Origin of the sequence: Brevibacillus gelatini, from assembly GCF_050920745.1 — a bacterium.
In the GTDB taxonomy this organism is placed as follows: Bacteria; Bacillota; Bacilli; order Brevibacillales; family Brevibacillaceae; genus Brevibacillus; species Brevibacillus gelatini.
This window is the reverse complement of record NZ_CP154342.1, coordinates 4472516-4491120: the sequence shown is the minus strand read 5'-3', so window position 1 is coordinate 4491120 and position 18605 is coordinate 4472516. Positions and strand designations below refer to the sequence as shown.

General features: G+C 49.7%; 18 protein-coding genes and 1 pseudogene. 15 read left to right on the top strand and 4 right to left on the bottom strand.

Translation table 11 applies throughout. The features are described from left to right. Positions 1 to 11 precede the first annotated feature (11 nt). The 4 genes from rplI to AAFJ72_RS21430 all read left to right on the top strand — a co-directional run bounded on the left by rplI (position 12) and on the right by AAFJ72_RS21430 (position 3678). Positions 12 to 455 carry a 50S ribosomal protein L9 gene (gene rplI / locus AAFJ72_RS21445; protein WP_122902755.1) on the top strand — a complete coding sequence of 148 codons (444 nt, stop codon included), beginning with the start codon at positions 12 to 14 and terminating at the stop codon, positions 453 to 455. 24 nt (positions 456 to 479) lie between these two features. Next, complete coding sequence (gene dnaB / locus AAFJ72_RS21440) at positions 480 to 1829, top strand: replicative DNA helicase (protein WP_122902756.1); 1350 nt, start codon at positions 480 to 482, stop codon at positions 1827 to 1829. 181 nt (positions 1830 to 2010) lie between these two features. Then, positions 2011 to 3297, top strand: coding sequence for an adenylosuccinate synthase (locus AAFJ72_RS21435; protein ID WP_122902757.1), 1287 nt, complete (start codon positions 2011 to 2013; stop codon positions 3295 to 3297). 171 nt (positions 3298 to 3468) lie between these two features. Continuing rightward, positions 3469 to 3678 carry a hypothetical protein gene (locus tag AAFJ72_RS21430; protein ID WP_432777233.1) on the top strand — a complete coding sequence of 70 codons (210 nt, stop codon included), beginning with the start codon at positions 3469 to 3471 and terminating at the stop codon, positions 3676 to 3678. A gap of 76 nt (positions 3679 to 3754) precedes the next feature. Here the strand turns inward: AAFJ72_RS21430 and AAFJ72_RS21425 are convergent, their stop codons facing one another. Further along, positions 3755 to 4126 carry a hypothetical protein gene (locus AAFJ72_RS21425; protein ID WP_122902758.1) on the bottom strand — a complete coding sequence of 124 codons (372 nt, stop codon included), beginning with the start codon at positions 4124 to 4126 and terminating at the stop codon, positions 3755 to 3757. A 257-nt stretch (positions 4127 to 4383) separates the two neighbouring features. Here AAFJ72_RS21425 and AAFJ72_RS21420 point away from each other — a divergent pair, with 257 nt between their 5' ends. The 6 genes from AAFJ72_RS21420 to AAFJ72_RS21395 all read left to right on the top strand — a co-directional run bounded on the left by AAFJ72_RS21420 (position 4384) and on the right by AAFJ72_RS21395 (position 11565). Then, positions 4384 to 5874 (top strand): peptidoglycan DD-metalloendopeptidase family protein, encoded by a 1491-nt coding sequence (locus AAFJ72_RS21420; protein WP_432775660.1) that lies wholly within the window; start codon positions 4384 to 4386, stop codon positions 5872 to 5874. A gap of 186 nt (positions 5875 to 6060) precedes the next feature. Continuing rightward, entirely contained in the window at positions 6061 to 6771 is a 711-nt protein-coding gene (gene yycF / locus AAFJ72_RS21415) for a response regulator YycF (RefSeq protein ID WP_432775659.1), read from the top strand. Beyond that, entirely contained in the window at positions 6771 to 8594 is a 1824-nt protein-coding gene (walK, locus tag AAFJ72_RS21410) for a cell wall metabolism sensor histidine kinase WalK (RefSeq protein ID WP_122902790.1), read from the top strand. Before yycF ends, walK begins: the two co-directional genes overlap by 1 nt. Beyond that, a complete protein-coding gene (locus AAFJ72_RS21405; RefSeq protein WP_432775658.1) occupies positions 8591 to 9973 on the top strand; it encodes a YycH family regulatory protein in 1383 nt (460 codons plus the stop codon). The genes walK and AAFJ72_RS21405 overlap by 4 nt, the downstream gene beginning before the upstream one ends. After that, positions 9960 to 10733 carry a two-component system regulatory protein YycI gene (locus AAFJ72_RS21400; protein WP_122902762.1) on the top strand — a complete coding sequence of 258 codons (774 nt, stop codon included), beginning with the start codon at positions 9960 to 9962 and terminating at the stop codon, positions 10731 to 10733. The genes AAFJ72_RS21405 and AAFJ72_RS21400 overlap by 14 nt, the downstream gene beginning before the upstream one ends. A gap of 43 nt (positions 10734 to 10776) precedes the next feature. Then, on the top strand, positions 10777 to 11565 hold the full coding sequence (locus AAFJ72_RS21395) for an MBL fold metallo-hydrolase (RefSeq protein ID WP_122902763.1): 789 nt from the start codon (positions 10777 to 10779) through the stop codon (positions 11563 to 11565). Here AAFJ72_RS21395 and AAFJ72_RS21390 read toward each other — a convergent pair. Continuing rightward, the gene (locus tag AAFJ72_RS21390) at positions 11560 to 11796 is read right to left on the bottom strand and encodes a hypothetical protein (protein WP_122902764.1); all 237 of its coding nucleotides are present in this window, start codon (positions 11794 to 11796) and stop codon (positions 11560 to 11562) included. The two genes, AAFJ72_RS21395 and AAFJ72_RS21390, sit on opposite strands and share 6 nt — an antisense overlap. Positions 11797 to 12071: 275 nt before the next feature. Here AAFJ72_RS21390 and AAFJ72_RS21385 point away from each other — a divergent pair, with 275 nt between their 5' ends. From AAFJ72_RS21385 to rlmH, 5 genes are all read left to right on the top strand, one after another. Further along, the gene (locus AAFJ72_RS21385) at positions 12072 to 13292 is read left to right on the top strand and encodes a S1C family serine protease (protein WP_432775657.1); all 1221 of its coding nucleotides are present in this window, start codon (positions 12072 to 12074) and stop codon (positions 13290 to 13292) included. A 566-nt stretch (positions 13293 to 13858) separates the two neighbouring features. Beyond that, positions 13859 to 14560, top strand: coding sequence for an amidase domain-containing protein (locus AAFJ72_RS21380; protein WP_432775656.1), 702 nt, complete (start codon positions 13859 to 13861; stop codon positions 14558 to 14560). Positions 14561 to 14591: 31 nt separating this feature from the next. Next, positions 14592 to 15161 (top strand): hypothetical protein, encoded by a 570-nt coding sequence (locus AAFJ72_RS21375; protein WP_432775655.1) that lies wholly within the window; start codon positions 14592 to 14594, stop codon positions 15159 to 15161. Positions 15162 to 15498: 337 nt separating this feature from the next. Continuing rightward, positions 15499 to 15741, top strand: a complete 243-nt coding sequence (locus tag AAFJ72_RS21370; protein WP_432775654.1) for a CxxH/CxxC protein — start codon at positions 15499 to 15501, stop codon at positions 15739 to 15741. Between the two features lie 6 nt (positions 15742 to 15747). Beyond that, positions 15748 to 16227: a 23S rRNA (pseudouridine(1915)-N(3))-methyltransferase RlmH gene (gene rlmH, locus AAFJ72_RS21365; RefSeq protein ID WP_432775653.1), complete on the top strand. Its 480-nt coding sequence runs from the start codon at positions 15748 to 15750 to the stop codon at positions 16225 to 16227. A 639-nt stretch (positions 16228 to 16866) separates the two neighbouring features. On the opposite strand, the pseudogene AAFJ72_RS21360 reads toward rlmH, so the two are convergent. Continuing rightward, positions 16867 to 17907, bottom strand: a pseudogene (locus AAFJ72_RS21360) (recombinase family protein); the annotation flags it as partial. Next, complete coding sequence (locus AAFJ72_RS21355) at positions 17897 to 18493, bottom strand: helix-turn-helix transcriptional regulator (protein WP_432775652.1); 597 nt, start codon at positions 18491 to 18493, stop codon at positions 17897 to 17899. The gene AAFJ72_RS21355 and the pseudogene AAFJ72_RS21360, both read right to left, overlap by 11 nt. Positions 18494 to 18605: the final 112 nt, after the last annotated feature.

The following is an 18605-nucleotide window of genomic DNA, read 5'->3' as shown; positions in this document are numbered from 1 at the left end:
GGGAAACGATGATGAAAGTCATTTTTCTTCAAGATGTAAAAGGCCAAGGAAAAAAAGGCGAAATCAAAGACCTGTCTGAAGGCTACGTACGCAACTTCCTGCTGCCGCGCAAGCTGGTGAAGGAAGCTACAGATAGCAACATCAAAACGCTGGACGCGCAAAAGCGCAGCGAAGAGAAGCGCAAGGAGCAGGAGAAGCTGGAAGCACAGGAGCTGGGCAAGAAGCTTGAAGAGCTGACCGTAAAAGTAACGGGAAAAGCTGGCGAGGGTGGACGGCTGTTTGGTGCCATTTCCAGCAAACAAGTCGTGCAAGCTCTGGAGGAGCAGTTTAAAATCAAAGTGGACAAACGCAAGCTGGAGATGGACGCCATCCGCGCACTTGGCGTAACCCAGATCAAAGTCAAGCTGCACAACGAAGTAACGGCAACACTCAAAGTTCACGTGGTGGAAGAATAATGACGCAATCCTGGAGGGTGTGACGTGAGCGACCTGTTTTTGGATCGTGTGCCGCCGCAGAACAAGGAAGCGGAACAATCAGTGCTGGGTGCCGTGTTCTTGTCTAAGGAAGCGTTAATTACGGCCATCGAGATTCTCCGCCCGGAGGATTTTTACAAGACAGCGCATCAGCGCATCTTTCAAACCATGGTGGACCTGTACGAAAAAGGCGAGCCAGTCGATCTGGTTACCGTAACCGCTGAGCTGCAGGATCACAAGCTGCTGGACGAAGTCGGCGGCGTCACGTATTTGACGGAAATCGCCAGTTCGGTACCGACAGCGGCGAATATCGAATACTACGCCAAAATCGTGGAAGAAAAAGCGCTGCTTCGGCGCCTGATTCAAACGGCGACAAAAATTGCGAATGACGGTTACTCCCGCGAGGACGACGTAACGGAGATCATCGCAGATGCCGAGAAGTACATCATGGAGATCGGGCAAAACCGTAACAGCGGCGGGTTTACGCCAATCCGTGATGTACTTCTGGAAACGTATGAACGGATCGAGTTTTTGAGTCAACGCCGGGGAGATATTACCGGAATCCCTTCCGGATATACCGATTTGGATAAAATGACTGCCGGATTTCAGCGCAGTGACCTCATCATTCTGGCAGCCCGTCCTTCTGTCGGGAAGACGGCCTTCGCCTTGAATGTCGCGCAAAACGTCGCTGCACGAGCTGGAGAGACGGTCGCCATCTTTTCTTTGGAGATGGGCGCTTCCCAGCTGGTACAGCGGATGATCTGTGCCGAGGGCAATCTGGATGCTTCGCGGATGCGTTCCGGGATGCTGGAGGAAGACGACTGGCAGAAGCTGACGATGGCGATTGGGACGCTGGCGAAAGCGCCGATTTTTATTGACGATACACCGGGCGTGACCGTTCAGGACATTCGTGCGAAATGCCGCAGATTGCAGGCTGAACGCGGCCTGGGTCTGATTCTCATCGACTATCTGCAACTGATTCACGGCCGGGGCAAGGGAGACAACCGTCAACAGGAAGTATCCGAGATTTCCCGGACGCTCAAAGGGATTGCCCGTGAGCTGAATGTTCCTGTCATCGCTTTGTCCCAGCTGAGCCGTGGTGTAGAGCAGCGGCAGGACAAGCGTCCGATGATGTCCGACATCCGCGAGTCCGGTGCGATCGAGCAGGACGCCGATATTGTTGCGTTTTTGTATCGGGATGACTACTACGACAAGGAAACGGAAAACAAAAACGTCATCGAGGTCATCATCGCCAAACAGCGTAACGGCCCGACCGGGACGGTAGAGCTGGCATTCCTCAAAGAATTTAACAAATTCGTAAGCTTGGATCAGCGCTTTCGAAATCAGGCTGGTTAATCGAGCGAATGGACAAAAGGCCGGAGCAATTCCGGCTTTTTTTTCTTGCTTGAATTGCCGAACATATTACCATTCCACTATTTAAATGTTCGTATTTTCCGTTGACATACAAGAAATGGTTTAGTACACTTAGATTGTTTCAGGCCCAAAAGGACATGATGATATCAGGAGGTGTTTTTCGATGTCAACAGTCGTTGTCGTCGGAACCCAGTGGGGCGATGAAGGTAAAGGTAAAATTACAGACTATTTGGCTGAAAGCGCAGAGGTAGTGGCACGTTACCAAGGCGGTAACAATGCAGGCCATACCATTATTTTTGACGGTAACAAATATAAGCTGCACCTGATTCCATCTGGAATTTTCTATAGTGACAAAACCTGCGTAATCGGAAACGGTATGGTAATCGATCCGAAGGCGTTGGTTAAAGAGCTGGAGTACATTCACAGCTTCGGTTTTTCTACAAGCAACTTGAAAATCAGCGACCGCGCACATGTCATTATGCCGTACCACATCAAGCTGGATGGCGTGGAAGAAGACAGCCGCGGAGCTAACAAAATCGGTACGACCCGCAAAGGGATCGGTCCGGCGTACATGGACAAGGCAGCACGAATCGGTATCCGCATCGCCGATCTGTTGGATCGCGACGAGTTTGCCCGCAAGCTGGAACGCAATCTGGCAGAGAAAAACATGCTGCTGGAGAAGCTGTACAACACGACTGGATTTGAACTGCAAGAAATCCTGGATGAGTACCTCGCTCTGGCTGAAATCATTCGTCCATACGTAACCGACACATCTGTTGTACTTAACGATGCGATTGACAACGGAAACCGTGTTCTTTTTGAAGGGGCTCAAGGCGTACTGCTCGACATCGACCAAGGTACGTATCCATATGTCACCTCCTCCAATCCGATTGCGGGTGGCGTGACTATCGGTTCCGGCGTGGGACCAACCAAAATCAAACAAGTAATCGGTGTAGCGAAGGCGTACACCACTCGCGTAGGTGACGGTCCGTTTTTGACCGAGCTGACTGACGCTACTGGCGACCGCATCCGCGAGGTTGGTCTGGAGTACGGAACGACAACCGGCCGTGCCCGTCGTGTGGGCTGGTTTGACAGCGTGGTAGTTCGTCACGCCCGTCGTGTGAGCGGTGTTACTGGCCTGGCTATCACCAAGCTGGATACACTCACTGGCATTGAGACACTGCGCATTTGCACAGCGTACAAATACAATGGCCAGATCATTGAATCGTTCCCGGCAAACCTCAACCTGCTGGCAAAATGCGAGCCGGTATACGAAGAACTGCCAGGCTGGACCGAGGACATCACAGGTGTCCGCAATCTGAACGACTTGCCAGAAAACGCTCGTCACTACATCGAGCGCATCACCCAACTGACAGGGATCCCGTTGTCGATTTTCTCCGTAGGACCAGATCGCGAGCAAACGATCGTTGTACGTGGCATCTACGGATAAGACTGGTTCCAACGTCATAGCAAAAAAGACGGCCTGACCATTTTCATGGGCGGGTCACATGAAAAAAGCTGTCGATCATTCGGCAGCTTTTCCTTTTTTTTGCGGACAGACAAGAAACGGCATCCTCTGGGCATAAGGTTAGACATAAGGAAAAAGGGAGAGGTGATCGTGATGATGGGGTTTGACCAAAAAGCCAAGAAGCTGCTGGGGAAAAACGTACAGGTGAAGATGATTAACGGCGTTGTTATCAAGGGGACAATGACTCATTTCAACAACGGTTACCTTTGCTTCATCACCACATACAAACAGCAAAACGACGCAAAGAAAACGACGATTCGCAGACTCGCCTTAAAAGACGTAACATCGATGCAAGAGGTGTAAGCCTGGATGCCCGCGACGAAATAAGCCATCTTTTCCTCCAAAAAGGGAAAGATGGCTGTTTATTGTGTTTTCGTTTTCAAATCTGGCCGCCATGCGAGCGGATGATGGCGGTCGCTTCGTCTCCCCGTTCTTCGGCAACGACTGCAGTCAGCAGCACCGTCCGGGTCAGATTGTCGTCACCGCGGTCGGACATCCCGCTGGCATCCGGATTCGCCGCTGCCAGAACGCGTGCATCCGGTCCGCTTGGAAAATCGCCAGCCAGTGTCAGCACCCCTAACCCCGGAAAATCGCCGGAAACCGGATTGGTGATCTGTTCGATGCCGTCCCCTGGAAATTGACCGACTTTGTCGATTTGAATGGTGGTAAAGCCAGCTTGGCGAAGTGCCTTTTCAGCTTGCCTGGCCTCATCCTCCGTATGGAATCCAGCCAAAATGTTGCGCTCTCTCACGTAATCAGCCTCCCATTTATGAAAGAAAACACCAATTGTATGACCATATGGTGACGCTTTGTCATATTTTTTATTCGACAGCAATTTACACTTGATGCCGTCGTGAAACTTATGGTAAAGTCGACATAGTTGGTTTCTTTAGGCATTTTGGCAGATAATTGGAAACTAAATTTTGGGATATATGACCTGGTCGGTATATTAAAAATTTTCGGAAAATGGAACGAGATAGCTGTATCTGTTTTCAGGAGGGACAAGTTATGCAATGGTCTGAGTGGAAGGCCAAGCTGCAGGAACGGTCCGAACGCATCGTTCGGGATTGCAGCGATCTGGCGAAACGCGCAATGAAACGTACAAGCTCGTACATCCAGGGACATAAAAAGCAAACGATTTCCATCGCAGCGGGATTGCTGGTGACGATCGCTGCCGGAGCCTCGGCGCAATATTACTACACAAGCAATGTCATTTCGGTCTATCACGTTATCGTAAACGGACAGGAAATCGGTGTCGTGAACGATCCAAAGGTCATTCACGATTGGACAGCAGCCAAGCTGGAAGAGGAAAAAGCCAAAAAAGGGCTGAATCTGACGCTGGCCGATTACATTACCTTCAAGGAAGAGCGCCAGTTCAAGGCTCCTTTTGACAATGAGGCCGCAGTCAAAGCGCTGTCTTCCATGGCAGACATCAAGGTTCAGGCAGTGAAGCTGGTCATCGACGGCAAAGTGGTTGGCTACTTGCCCGATCAGCAATCGGCTGAGGAAGTGCTCGCAGATGTGAAGCAAAAATATTCCGGTGTACCTGCTGGCAAGAAAGCAGCAGTCGCAGCGGCTTCCATGGCGGACGTAAAAGCAAACCCGGTAAAAGAAGTGACATTCAAAGAAAAAGTAGAGTTGCAGACGGAGTCAGTAGCTGCAGCTCAAATTTTGCCTGCCGAAAAAGTGGAAGAGCTGTTGATTAAGGGCACGTTCAAGGAATTGAAGCACACGGTAGTTGAGGGCGATTGCATCGGCTGCATTGCCAAAAAGTACGGAATTACCTCAAAAGATATTTACGCCAACAACCCTGGCATTACAGAAAATACGCTTTTGCAGCTTGGTCAGGAAATCAACGTCACGGCGATTCGTCCTTTGGTTACGGTACGGGTAAAGGAAGACGTGTCGCAGCAGGAAGTCATTGCGTTCCCTACGCAGATCAACAACAATGACAAGCTTCCCAAAGGGGAAACAAAGGTTATTCAGGAAGGCAAAAACGGTACGAAGCTCGTTCATTACGAGGTCGTGAAAGAAAATGGACAAGTTGTCGAACGCAAAATTGTCAAACAAGACGTAATTACACAGCCTGTCGCAAAAATCATGGAGCGCGGGACAAAGGTTATTCCTTCGCGTGGGACAGGCCGTTTGAGCTGGCCTGCCAGCGGATACATCAGCAGCGGATTCGGCATGCGCTGGGGCCGATTGCATAAAGGAATCGATATTGCCGGAACAGGGTCTGTCATGGCGGCGGACAACGGACGCGTCAAATTCGCGGGTTGGGACGGCGACTACGGAAAAGCGATCATCATCGACCACGGAAACGGAATGGAAACACTGTACGGTCACTTGAGCGTCATCAACGTAAAGGTCGGCGATGTAGTTCAACAAGGGAAGAAAATTGGCGTAAAAGGTTCGACCGGAGACTCTACCGGTATCCATCTCCATTTTGAGGTTCATCAAAATGGACGAGTTCAGAACCCAATGCGTTTCTTAAAATAGATATGTAATTTTTGGATGGAAAAGGGCGACTCTTTGGAGGAGCCCTTTTTGCTGTGTCAGCCCTTCTGAAGACCCGAATGGCAGGGAGTGGCTGGCAGGGGCTTCTATGCAGAGAGGACATGGTGTATTGTAGAGGAATAGCGATGTTCGAAGTGGAATCCTTATTAGGGAAAAGGAGGGAGCGGGATGGCAAAACTCCTCGTGGTAGACGATGAAAAACCGATTGCAGATATATTGAAGTTCACATTTGAAAAAGAAGGGTATCAGGTCGTGTGCGCCTACGATGGTGACGAAGCGCTTGTAGTCGTCCAGGAAGAGCAGCCGGATTTGATTTTGCTCGATGTCATGCTGCCGGGCAGAGACGGAATGGACGTCTGCCGGGCCGTCCGGCAAACGCACGACGTGCCGATCATCATGCTGACGGCCAAAGACTCGGAGCTGGACAAGGTACTCGGTCTGGAGCTGGGGGCGGATGATTATGTCACCAAGCCTTTCAGCACCCGTGAGCTGGTGGCGCGGGTCAAAGCGCATTTGCGCCGCCATCGTCCAAGGGCAGAGGAAAAAGAAAGTCAGCACCTGTTGCGCGTGTACGAGCTGGAAATTGATTTGAACTCGTACACCGTGGAAAAGGCGGGAGAGCCGCTGGATCTGACGCATCGCGAGTTTGAGCTGCTGGTGTACCTGGCCCGTCATCAGGGACAAGTTTTGACGCGGGAGCACCTGCTTCAATCCGTGTGGGGCTTCGACTATTTTGGCGATGTACGGACGGTGGACGTCACGATCCGCCGCTTGCGTGAAAAGATCGAAGATGACCCGAGCCAGCCGAAGTACATTATTACACGGCGCGGCTTGGGCTACACCATGCGCAATCCCGGAGTGGGAGGCACGCCTGGATGATGCGGCGGCTGTTCAAAACGATCCAGTGGAAAATGGTCGTCATCTACATGCTGCTGATTCTGCTTGCCATGCAGTTCATCGGCGCTTATTTTGCCAGGGAAGTAGAGAGCTATTACATCAATAACTTTTCCGAGGCGCTCAATGCCCAGGCGAGTCTGTTGGCGAGCTTGCTGGAGAGCGATCTGCGGCCGCGCGACGGGAAGGAGTCGAGCGCAGAGCAAAACCGCCAGGACATCGACAACCTCATCAACAACCTGGTGAAAATAAACGGTGCCAACGTGCAAGTCATCGACCAGACCGGAACAGTAGTCAGTACGACAGAGGACAAGCGGACGATTGGTCAGCGCACCTCGCAGCCGGAGGTTACAGTAGCGTTGCTCGGAACGCGCAGTGAGTCGATGCGGATTGACCCGCGCACCGGAGCAAGGGTAAAGGTGCTGGTGCTGCCCGTAAAAGGCGACCAGATCGTCTATGGCGCCGTCTACATGATGGCTTCGATGGAAGGCACCTACACGACGATTCGCAAAATGAACGGGATTTTGGCGACGGGCACGATGTTTGCGCTCGTCATCACGGCGGGCCTGGGGGTCGTGCTCGCGCGAACGATCACCAAGCCGATAAAGGAAATGACCAGACAGGCAAGGCTCGTTGCCGACGGTGATTTCAACAGCAGTGTACGGGTGTACAGCGACGACGAGATCGGCCAGTTGGGAATGGCTTTCAACCATATGACACTGCGGCTGCAGGAAGCGATTTTGCAGCAGGAGGAAGAACGGGAAAAGCTCGCCGGCATTTTGAGCAACATGACAGACGGCGTGATCGCGGCCAATCGCAACGGCCAGATTATTTTGTTCAACCGCGCAGCCGAAGAGATACTGCAGGTGCGGATGGCAGATGTTTTGCGAAAAAACAGGACGCTGGCTGATCTGCTCGGTCTGCCTCCCGAGGAAGAGATGTCTTTGTACGCGCAGGAGGAACCGCTTTTTATTGAAATGCGGCTGCCCAATCGGGAAGAGGTCATTTTGCGCGTGACATTTACGCCCTTGCAGCACGACAGCGGAAAAAAGGGCGGGATTATCGCGGTGGTCGCGGACGTAACGGAGCAGCAACGGTTGGAGCAACAGCGCCGGGAGTTTGTCGCCAATGTCTCGCATGAGCTGCGCACGCCGCTGACGACGATCAAAAGCTACGTGGAAGCATTGCTGGACGGGGCGGTGGATGAGCCGGAACTGTCCAATCGCTTTTTGAAGGTAACGATGTCCGAGACAGAGCGGATGATTCGCCTGGTCAATGACTTGCTTCAACTGAGTCGCTTCGATTCGCAGGGCGTGCGTCTGCACTGCAAGGAGGCGGACATCAGCCGGCTTTTGCGCTATGCAGCCGATCGCTTTTCCATGTTCAGCGAGCAGCAGGAGGTACAGCTTACCGTTGATGTGCCAAACAAGCTGCCGCCTGTGTACATCGATTTGGATGCGATCAACCAGGTACTGGACAATTTGCTGTCCAATGCGATCAAATATACGTCCCAGGGCGGAACGGTTGTCCTGTCCGCCAAAGAAAATCGCAGTCAGAAGCGTGTGCAAATCTCGATTAGCGATACCGGAATCGGGATACCGGCCCGCGATTTGAAGCGAATTTTTGAACGGTTCTATCGGGTTGACAAAGCGCGCTCGCGTGGACAAGGGGGTACAGGCTTGGGACTGGCAATCGCCCGCGAACTGGTTCAGGCTCACGGCGCAGATATTGAGATTACCAGTGAATGGAACGTGGGGACGACGGTGACGTTCTGGGTCCCATTTGCCCAAGGAGGTAATGCGGGATGAAGCGGATGCTGGAGCCTGCCAAGACCGTCTTGCTGATCCTGTTGGTCGTGGCCAGTTTTTGCCTGACCGCTATGCTGTGGTCGAACCAGCCCAATTTGCAGTTTATCGAGCCGGCACGATACACGGAGTCGAAGCCGGTCATGGAAAAGACACTGGAGCAACTGGTGACTCCGGAGTCGGTCGTGTTTCATTACGGGGAAGAGCGCCATACGCGCGCAGTAGCGACGGATGCGCCATACAGCCTGATCGTAAACGAGATGTCAAAATGGATTTTCCTCGATTTCTCCCCATATGTGCTGTCCAATGAAAAGTGGGGAGAAATTGCCCGGGAAAAGTTGGGGCTGGAAGTAAGGTTTCGCAGTACGGTACCGCTGTCGATTGTATCGCGCCTGGTCACTTTCCGCGACGAGTATGACCGCGACATCAAGGGCATTGACCGCTTGTGGCTGTACTACGAAAAAGACGAGGATGTCGTCTACGCGTTGTTTCTCTCGACAGAGGAAGGGCGCATGATGCGTTCGCGCACCTCGATCAGCCCGAAAGATTTGCGCGACTCGTATTTGGCTTCCGGCAGCTCCATGCCGGAGCAAATCATGAAGGTCGTCAAGCCGGAGCGGATGTATTCGGTAATCGAAGGCCCGGCGCCGATCTGGAGCACGTATTACTTGCCCAAAAACCAGATGCGGATGCAGCAGTTCCGCTACAGCTATGTGCCTGTCACCAACGAACGGCTGATGGAGGCGTACTTTATCGACCAGTCGCTGGTCAGACAAATCATGGAGCGGGACAAAACGGTGATTCTCACCGATGGAAGCAGATCGATCCAACTGAGGGCAGAGCAGCAGGCGATCACCTTCACAGACCCCGCTTACCAGCAGCGGGCGCAGGAGCTGTCTGCCGAAGAAAAAGTGCAGAGTGCGGTTACTTTTATCAACAAGCATCTTGGCTGGCTGGACGATTTTCATTTTGAACAAATCAAGAAAAGCTACAATGAAAAAGATTTAATCACCTTCCGCCAGCATGTCGGGGCGTATCCGCTGGTCAGCACAGAAGAGCCGATCCAGATTGATACGATCCAGATTACCCTGGAAGCGGGACGGGTTGTGACGATGAACCGTTCTCTGCTCGATTTGGATAAATACATCGGCAACCAGGAGCAGACGATCATGTCCGGCCCGGAGTTGTACAAGCTGATCCGGGACAAAAAGTTGGCAGATACGGAGCAAATCACGAATGCCTATCTTGCCTATCAAACGGTCATGGGAGACGGATACGTGGATCTGGTTCCGACCTGGATCGTCGAGCTGGCGAATCAGGGGAATCTGTACATTCTCGCGCGAGTGAAGCAGGGAGGAGGAGGGGCGCATGGATTGGAGTAGAACGAAGACCATTCTGATCTGGGCCTTTCTTCTGCTCGATCTGTTTCTTTTCTATCAGGTGTACGTGACGCGCATCAGCCTCTGGAATGACAAGGAAGTGGCGCAGGGAGAAAAGTGGAACATGGAGCTGTATCTGAATCAGCAAAATATTTCCCTGGACACGGAGATCCCGCAGGAAACTCCGGAGATGGCCTATCTGGACGCGGAGTACGTCGGAATCAATCTGATTAGCTTGCAGGAGCTGCCGGGCATTCAGGCGACCGTGGAGAAAATGTCGCTTGCGGCAATGTTGGACCCGCCGATCCAGTTTCGCGGCCAGCTGGCGCCGAATGAGCTGTTGCGTCAGATCGGGCCAAGGCTGATGTACGCCGAGCAGTACGTGCCGGATTCGTATCAGTCGAATCCATCGCGGCTTTTGTACTGGCAGGTTTATGAGAAAATGCCGATCTTCGTCGCCCCTTTGGAAGTGTATTTGGAAAATGGAGCGATTTTTGGCTATCGGCAAACGTTTTTCCAGGTGCGGGAACAAAAAGACGGTCGGCAGGTCATCTCCGGCTACAAGGCGCTGCTTTCGCTGGTCGAAAAGCAAATGATCCAGCCAGGTGAACGGATTGAAAATGTAAGCCTGGGCTATTACGGTTCATACGATGCGGATAAGCAGGTGCTGGCTCCGGTATGGCGGGTCGTCCACGATGGCAAACAGCACTTTGTCAACGCGTTTACCGGTGCTCTGGAGCGGGCGATGGTTACGCAGCGATGAACAGATAGACAGCAAGGGAAAGTGACGGGAAGAGGGATGTTCGGTGAGATTTAGTGTGTTGGCAAGCGGAAGCACAGGCAATGCCATCTACGTGGCGACTGACCGTGTTTCCGTGCTGATTGATGTGGGGATTACAGGCAAACAGGCAGAGGCGGCGTTGCAAACGATCGGCGTCAATCCTGCCGATTTGAGTGCGATTCTCGTCACGCACGAACACGTCGACCATATCAAAGGGGTCGGCGTCATGGCGCGGCGATACAATTTGCCAATTTATGCCAACGAAAAAACGTGGGCGGAGCTGAATGGCCAGATCGGCACGATCAAGGAAGAGCAAAAGCGCCTGTTTGCCGTAGGGGAAAAGCGGGAGCTGGAGGACTTGGGCATCGAGTCGTTCGGCATCTCGCACGATGCGGCGGAGCCGATGGGCTTTTGCTTTTACCACGGCAAGAAAAAGCTCAGTGTCGCAACAGACCTGGGCTATGTCAGCGACCGGATCAAGGAGACGATTCGCGGTGCGGACGCGTATGTATTCGAGTCCAATCACGATGTCGAGCTGCTCCGCATGTCGCAGTATCCGTGGAGCATCAAACGGCGCATTTTGAGCGACGTCGGCCACTTGTCCAACGAAGCAGCGGGCGACGCCCTGACCGAGTGTCTGACAGGTGGGGCAGAGCGCGTATACTTGGCTCATTTGAGCAAGGAAAACAACATGATCGATCTGGCCCGCCTGACGGTGAAAAACATTTTGGAAGAAAAAGGGCTGACCGTCGGGGATGACGTGCATTTGCGCGATACATACCCGGACCGCCCGACCAAGCTGGAAGAGCTATAGGAGCGGTTCGATCCGGGTATGACGGCTGGTGATGGCATCGGAGAGCTTGACCATCGTATCAAGCTGAAAGCTGAGCTGGCTGTCCAGTTCTTTCGCTTTGCTTATCAGCTCGTCATGCGTCAACAGTCCTTTTGCAACGAGAATTTCGATGAGGGCGTGCAGGACAAGCGTATTGTGGTAATCCGTTTCCTGCAGATCGGCGAGCTTGGCGATGAGCTGTACTTCGTTCATACTCTATCAACCCTTTCTTTTCGCTGGCGTCAAAAAAAGCTTTTAATCTATCATATCCGCGCTCTTGGTGAAATATTCCAAGGGCTTTTTGCTTTTTCATTCCACAACCTTTCCATATTTCTCACGCGACTTTGCCGAAACCAGGTCGTATACTAAAGGTGTCATAAGGAACAGACAGCAAAGAACTCATCCATGCAAACAGTGGCACTAGGGTATAGGAGCAGGAAAAACCTGTAACCCTAGTAATTAGCAGAGGAAGAAGGAGAGTGTGAATCATGGGGTTTTACGATGATTTGACTCACGTGGAGCGGAAAAAACGAAGCGGTTCAATCGGTCGCACTGTCTTGACGTCCGTAACGTCAGCGGTAATTGGGGGAATGGTCGTCCTGCTCATGCTGCCGACTCTCTCCAATTCCGGATATATCAATATGGTCGAGCCAGGAACGTCAAACGACATTAGCAATCCCGCAGCCAACCTGTTTGCCACGCCTGTATCGGTGAAGGTTGAAACCAGCACAGTAAATGCAGTGAAAAAAGTGGAGAACGCGGTTGTCGGCGTCATCAATATCGGTCGTGCTCGCAGCAATTGGTTCAGAAATACGCAAGACATCGAGCAGGGCGAAGGTTCTGGCGTCATTTTCGAGAAAAAGGGCGGCAAAGCCCACATCATCACCAACTACCACGTCATCGACCAGGCGCAGAAGCTGGAAGTCGCCTTGCCGACAGGGGAAAAGGTGGAAGCAAAGGTTTTGGGTGCTGACCCGTTCGCCGATCTCGCCGTTTTGGAAATCGACGGCTCCAAGGTAACTACCGTTGCCGAGCTGGGAGACTCCTCCACGCTGCAAGTGGGCGAGCCGGCAATCGCCATCGGGAACCCTCTTGGCATGAAGTTTTCCCGCACAGTGACACAGGGTATCATCAGTTCCCTGGAACGCTCGATGCCAATGGACTTTAATGAAGACGGCCAGGACGACTGGGAACTGGATGTTTTGCAAACCGACGCCGCGATCAACCCCGGCAACAGCGGTGGCGCGCTCGTCAACATTCAGGGACAGGTTATCGGGATCAACACCTTGAAAATTTCCAAAGCCGGTGTAGAAGGTCTGGGCTTTGCCCTGCCAATCAATGACGTAAAAGTCATCGTCAGCGAGCTGATGGAAAAAGGCAAGCTGGAACGCGCCTATCTCGGCGTACAGCCATTCGACCTGACCAACGTGCCGCGCGTGCACTGGAAAGAAACCTTGAACCTGCCGGATGAAGTCAAAGCAGGAGTCGTCGTCCAAGGCGAAGTCGGCAAATTCTCCCCAGCAGGCCAAGTCGGCCTGAGACAATACGACGTCATCGTCAAAATGGACAACAAGGACATTGCCAACGGCGCTCAACTGCGCAAGTTCCTGACCTTGAACAAAAAGCCGGGTGACACCGTTGTGATTACGTACTACCGTGACGGCTTCAAGAAGACAGCTACCGTCAAGCTGGCGAAAACGCCGGAGTAATGAGTTGACGCGATAGTGTGAGCAACAACAGGAAAGCTGTTGGCAGACCGGAGCGTCTCGCCAGCAACCAACCGACAGCAATTCCGGGACGATTTTGTCCCGTTTGCATATAAGTAGTTCCCCCCTCTTACTATTTGTAAAATAGATCCCTTCTTTGTAGAGCGTCGAGCTGAGATCGGCGCTTTCTTTTTTTTGGTCGATAGGAATTTATAAAATTTTACCCTATCCACATAAGTGCAACTACGGCTCTGCTGTCGCCAAAGGCAGGGCAATCGCCGAGTTTTCTAATATTTCAGGATATCAATCCCTTTCTTAGTTTAGAACCGCTTCTTGGCTTTTGACATAAGACAAAGTGATTTTTACATGCTACTTCAACCATTAATATGAAGGAAATCCTTATTATATATTTGGTTATCGATAGTATACGTGTGACTTTTAGCAATGAAGATTCGTCTATAAATCACGAGTGATCCCATTTTTTTCAATAATGGGGATAATAAACAATTTTATTAGCTGATATTGTTCGTTTAGGATTCTAAAAATTTATTCAAAGGAGATGAGCTAGTTTGAAAAATGTTCTTAAAAAGTCAGTAACACTTGCGTGCCTAGCATCTATCTTAGTGACTGGCCAGGCGATAGCTGCCGAAACTTTATTCACCAATAGCTCCTCTACTAATAAAGAATATGATCGTAGCGCAGCAAAAAAATATGCTGAAAAGTATGCTGAGAGACCAGGAAACAAGAATTACGCAAATTACGGAAGCAACAGTGATGGCGGCGATTGCACAAACTTTGTTTCTCAGGTACTGCACGAAGGAGGTGGGTTGGATTTTCATGGCAAAGCAGGTTATAATCGGAATCAAAAGGATTGGTACTATTACGGTCCACATGTTCCCAAAAATACAAATGATAAAAAATCGCGCACATCATCTTGGACTGGAGCCCATCAATTTCGGGAGCACTGGGCCGTAGTGAATGGTTCCGGAGGAAAATTTGCTTATCAAGCCAAAAAGTACACAGTTCAAGAAGCAATCGATAATTTTGATGAAATTTATGATGATTTAAATGTTGGGGATATTGTTCAATTTGTTGATAAACACGGAAAGACATTACACTCACAAGTCGTACACAGGTTTAAAAATAAGGAAGTATATATGGCACAACACTCGGTTAATGATGAAGATTATTATTGGGGAACAGATTTGCCACTAAGTGAATGGCTCAATTATGGTGGTGCATATGTTATTACTATACAGATAAAAAAATGACGACAAATGGATGTTGATTGGAGATGATGATATGCGTAAGGCGAACAAAACGCATGTATTATTTTTCTCTGCAACGCTTCTTCTGGGGTTAGGCATCATTGGGGTTAACGCATATGCTGGTAACCCGCACGACACAGGAACGCTAGTTCAGCAGAAGGAGGAAGTCGATAAAGCAGAATTGCTAGCGAAGCTGGAGGAGGAATTCGAAAAGGAAGAAGAAGCTCTCTATCAGAACTATACCGATGAACAGGCAAAAAAGGTAAAAAAGTTAGCATGGGAAATTGGGAAATTGAGAGAAGAGTTATACCCTGTAGATCCTGAAGAAAAATTGAAAAGTCAACTTTTTGCTTTCAAACAAATGACGCTCATTCACGAAAAAGCTTATAAAGGTGAAAATGTGGAAAGCGTAGATTTCAATGATCCAGAAGTGATTGGAATTTTGGAAAGAATCGAGAAGAGAAAACAACTCATTGAACGAATAGAAAATGAGCTTTCTGGAAATGCGAAGTTTGGGAAGGGGAAGTCCGCTCAACAATTACTCCAAGAATTTGAAAAAGAGAGAATGGCATTACGTGACGCAACTTCGGATACAGGAAATTAAACAGGTACTTCTCTTACTTGTCAATCAGTGGGGCTGTCTGAAAAGTCGATTCATCGGCTTAGAGATGCCCCTTTATCGTTTTTTTTGGTCGATAGGAATTTATAAAATTATACCCTATCGACATAAGTGTAACTACGGCTCTGCTGTCGCCAAAGGCTCGGCAATCGCCGAGGTTTCTAAAGAGAACGAGACCGCTTCACCTAGCGACTTGGTTGTTTTCACATCCATACTTTACTTGGTTTCATAACAGCAAATTACCACGTGATGGACTTGTCTTGCTGTCTTTCTGGGGTAGAATAAGAAGCGACATGATATGCGCGGAAAAGAGGTAAGAGAGATGGACAAGATGATGGAAAGCATTCAAATAGAGGGTAAGAAAGTGGAGTTGCAGGCGGGGTATCCGGTGCGTTTTTCCTGCATGGAGCATCTGGAGCAGGAGCTGGACGACTACGTGAACGACTTCGAGGCAGCACCAGACACGTACCCGGCGCAGGCGATCGACGACAGTGCAGCTGACAAGCGCTGCCGGGTATGCGGCGAGCCAGGCCAGATTGCGCTTTTGAAAGAGAAAGGAATGTAGACGACCGTGCAAATTTCGATCATCACCGTAGGCAAGCTGAAAGAAAAGTATTTGCGTGAGGGCATCGCCGAGTATAGCAAACGCCTGTCTGCCTACTGCAAGCTGCAAATTATCGAGGTCAACGACGAAAAAGCCCCGGAAGAAATGAGCACGGCCGAAATGGAGCAGGTAAAACGCAAGGAAGGCGAGCGCATTCTGGCGCAGATCAAGCAGGACCAGTATGTGATTGCGCTGGCGATTGAGGGGCAAATGTGGTCATCGGAGAAGCTGTCTGCGGAGCTGGACAGACTGGCCCTGCACGGCCGCAGCCAGGTGGCGTTCGTGATCGGCGGATCGCTCGGGCTGGCGGATACGGTCCTGAAGCGGGCAAATGTGCTGTTGTCTTTTTCGAAGATGACGTTTCCGCATCAGTTGGTGAGGCTGGTGTTGTTGGAGCAGGTTTATCGGGGGTTTCGGATTAGTCGGGGGGAACCGTATCATCGCTAATGGTAAAATGTTAAGGGAGTTCATCACCTCCCCGATCCCGGTTTTATTAAAATTTGAGTAGGTTACGCCGTCCAGCACGCTAGGGTCGAAATCGGTAATATAGTCATAATTGTGGTAGACCTTTTGCAATAACTCAAAGGAGCGGGATTGCAAAGCTTCAATCGTGAAATCAAACAGTAAATTGATCTGAGTCACACGTCGCCCGATTTTTCTGGGCGATTCTTTTGTAATCTGGATGTCTTTGATGATCAGCCGGAGCAGTGACTTCTGTTCATCGGGATCAACACTCATGAGCACGTTGTGGAAATCAGAGAGCAATTTCTTTAGAGCGTGGAAGTCGACGGGTTCCGTTTCCTGATTGTCCAGCTGAACGACCAATCTTTCTCGCTGTTGATGGAGAGTTTTAAGCTCGTCTTGAAGTGCTATCAAATTCGGCTTGAATATTTCCAAAAGATCGGTATCCGTCATGATTTTTTCCTTGAGGTTATCGAGTTTCTTCTGTGTTTTGGCGAGTTTGCCTTCAATGAGTTTCTTCTGTTCGAGAAGAGGTTTCTCGGCATTCATTCTGTCAGAGTTGATCTTTTTCACCAGCTTTTCAAGCAGGTAATCGTCTGTTACGATTCGGGAAAGCTCATCAAACACTTGTTGCTCCGCTACATCCGCCCGTATCCCGTGTGGACTGCATACAGTTTTCCCTTTGTTGTGGTGTTGTCCGCAATTGTAGTAACGATAGGTTTGGCCGGTTGCCCCTTTGGATCTTCCGGCAACCATGCCATGACCGCAGGCAGGACACCGCAGCAATCCGGCCAGAATAAAGGGTGTATGGGAGCGGGTTGGCTTGTAAGACCGTTTTTTCATCAGCCGCTGGACATTTTCCCATTGTTCGTGTGAAATAATTGGTTGGTGTGTACCATCAGCGAGTATGTAGTCTGGATTTTTCCCTTTTCTTCTTTTCTCCGACCAGTTCTCCAATTGGTTGAATCTGATCTTTCCGATGTAAATGGGGTTATTCAATATATTTTTAACACCCAGGACGTTGAACGGGTTGTGGTTCTTTGTTCGATATCCCATTTCGTTGATACGACGTGTAATCGCCTTTAATCCCATACCCTGTTCTGCGTAATTGAAGATTGTCCGCACAATATGAGCTTCTTCCTCATTAACGACAAGCTCCTTGTTAACTGCATCGTAACCCAATATCCTGCCGCCATTGTATTTTCCTTGCTTTGCACGTTCGGCCATCCCCATTTTCACACGGGTAACGATTGTATTACGTTCCAGTTCGGAGATGGAGCTAATCATCTGGAATACGGTTCGTCCTATCGGTGTGGAAACGTCAAAGTTTTCATGCAAGCTGATTAGTTTGACGTTGTTTTTCTCCAAGGTTTCGATAATGTCCAATGAGTCCTTCAATTTTCGGGCGAGGCGATCAAGTTTGAAGACCAATACATAATCAAAAGTTTGATTGCCGGCGTCTCTCAACAATTTCTTCATTTGCGGTCGCCCTTGAATACTTTTGCCGCTGACACCTTCATCAATGTATCTGGCAACAATTTCAATGCCATGAAGATCGGCGTATTTCTCAAGCTCAGAGATTTGGGCCGGGATGCTGTATCCTTCCGTTGCTTGTTCTTCAGTACTTACCCGGGCATATATGGCCGCTGCTTTATTACTCTCCAAGTTTATCCCCCTCCATCTTCGCTTTTATTTCATTTTTCAATTCATCAAGAAGTGGTTGAAATTTATGGACTGTATACTTGGTGTCTGCAAGCTTTGAAGTAACGTGAATTACCGCCACGATATCCGAAATAAGATTGAAAATTTCTTGATCGTAGTCAAGTGAGTTGATTTCGGAAAGGAGATTTAGACGATGTTTGAGCTCTTCTTGATTAGCAATCAAATGTAACCGATTCAAAACATTTACGGCGAAATCGTTTATTGATTGGTTATCTTGATTCAATGGTTGCAATGGTAGACTTGTTTTTAACCACTCATCGTATGTCAGCTTAATCTGATACTTATGACATGCAGTGATCAGATCAAAAAGAGTTTGTCTCATCTGAGATTGATAGATTAGCAATACAATCTGTTCAATCTCAATTCCAAGCACTTTTGCGAGTTTTTCCGCATTTTCAAATGAGGGTGCATATTTGCCCATTTCAACATCGCGGATGTAGGTGTGAGATACCCCCGTCAGCTCCGACAATTCACGATAACTTAGTTCCTTCGCCGTTCTTTTTGATTTGATAAGTTCAGCAATATTCACTTTATATCACCTCAAAACTAGTATATTCGTAAATTTTAATATTTACAACATAAAATTTTTGTGATAAATAATAGTATCAAGTAATGTAAAACAAATTGTTTACAAAAAGGAG

Excerpts from the sequence above, each read along its gene's own strand:
- rplI (WP_122902755.1), top strand. The coding sequence starts at position 12 with ATGAAAGTCATTTTTCTTCAAGATGTAAAAGGCCAAGGAAAAAAAGGC.
- AAFJ72_RS21435 (WP_122902757.1), top strand. The coding sequence starts at position 2,011 with ATGTCAACAGTCGTTGTCGTCGGAACCCAGTGGGGCGATGAAGGTAAA.
- AAFJ72_RS21430 (WP_432777233.1), top strand. The coding sequence starts at position 3,469 with ATGATGGGGTTTGACCAAAAAGCCAAGAAGCTGCTGGGGAAAAACGTA.
- AAFJ72_RS21420 (WP_432775660.1), top strand. The coding sequence starts at position 4,384 with ATGCAATGGTCTGAGTGGAAGGCCAAGCTGCAGGAACGGTCCGAACGC.
- yycF (WP_432775659.1), top strand. The coding sequence starts at position 6,061 with ATGGCAAAACTCCTCGTGGTAGACGATGAAAAACCGATTGCAGATATA.
- walK (WP_122902790.1), top strand. The coding sequence starts at position 6,771 with ATGCGGCGGCTGTTCAAAACGATCCAGTGGAAAATGGTCGTCATCTAC.
- AAFJ72_RS21405 (WP_432775658.1), top strand. The coding sequence starts at position 8,591 with ATGAAGCGGATGCTGGAGCCTGCCAAGACCGTCTTGCTGATCCTGTTG.
- AAFJ72_RS21400 (WP_122902762.1), top strand. The coding sequence starts at position 9,960 with ATGGATTGGAGTAGAACGAAGACCATTCTGATCTGGGCCTTTCTTCTG.
- AAFJ72_RS21390 (WP_122902764.1), bottom strand. The coding sequence starts at position 11,796 with ATGAACGAAGTACAGCTCATCGCCAAGCTCGCCGATCTGCAGGAAACG.
- AAFJ72_RS21385 (WP_432775657.1), top strand. The coding sequence starts at position 12,072 with ATGGGGTTTTACGATGATTTGACTCACGTGGAGCGGAAAAAACGAAGC.
- AAFJ72_RS21375 (WP_432775655.1), top strand. The coding sequence starts at position 14,592 with ATGCGTAAGGCGAACAAAACGCATGTATTATTTTTCTCTGCAACGCTT.
- AAFJ72_RS21370 (WP_432775654.1), top strand. The coding sequence starts at position 15,499 with ATGGACAAGATGATGGAAAGCATTCAAATAGAGGGTAAGAAAGTGGAG.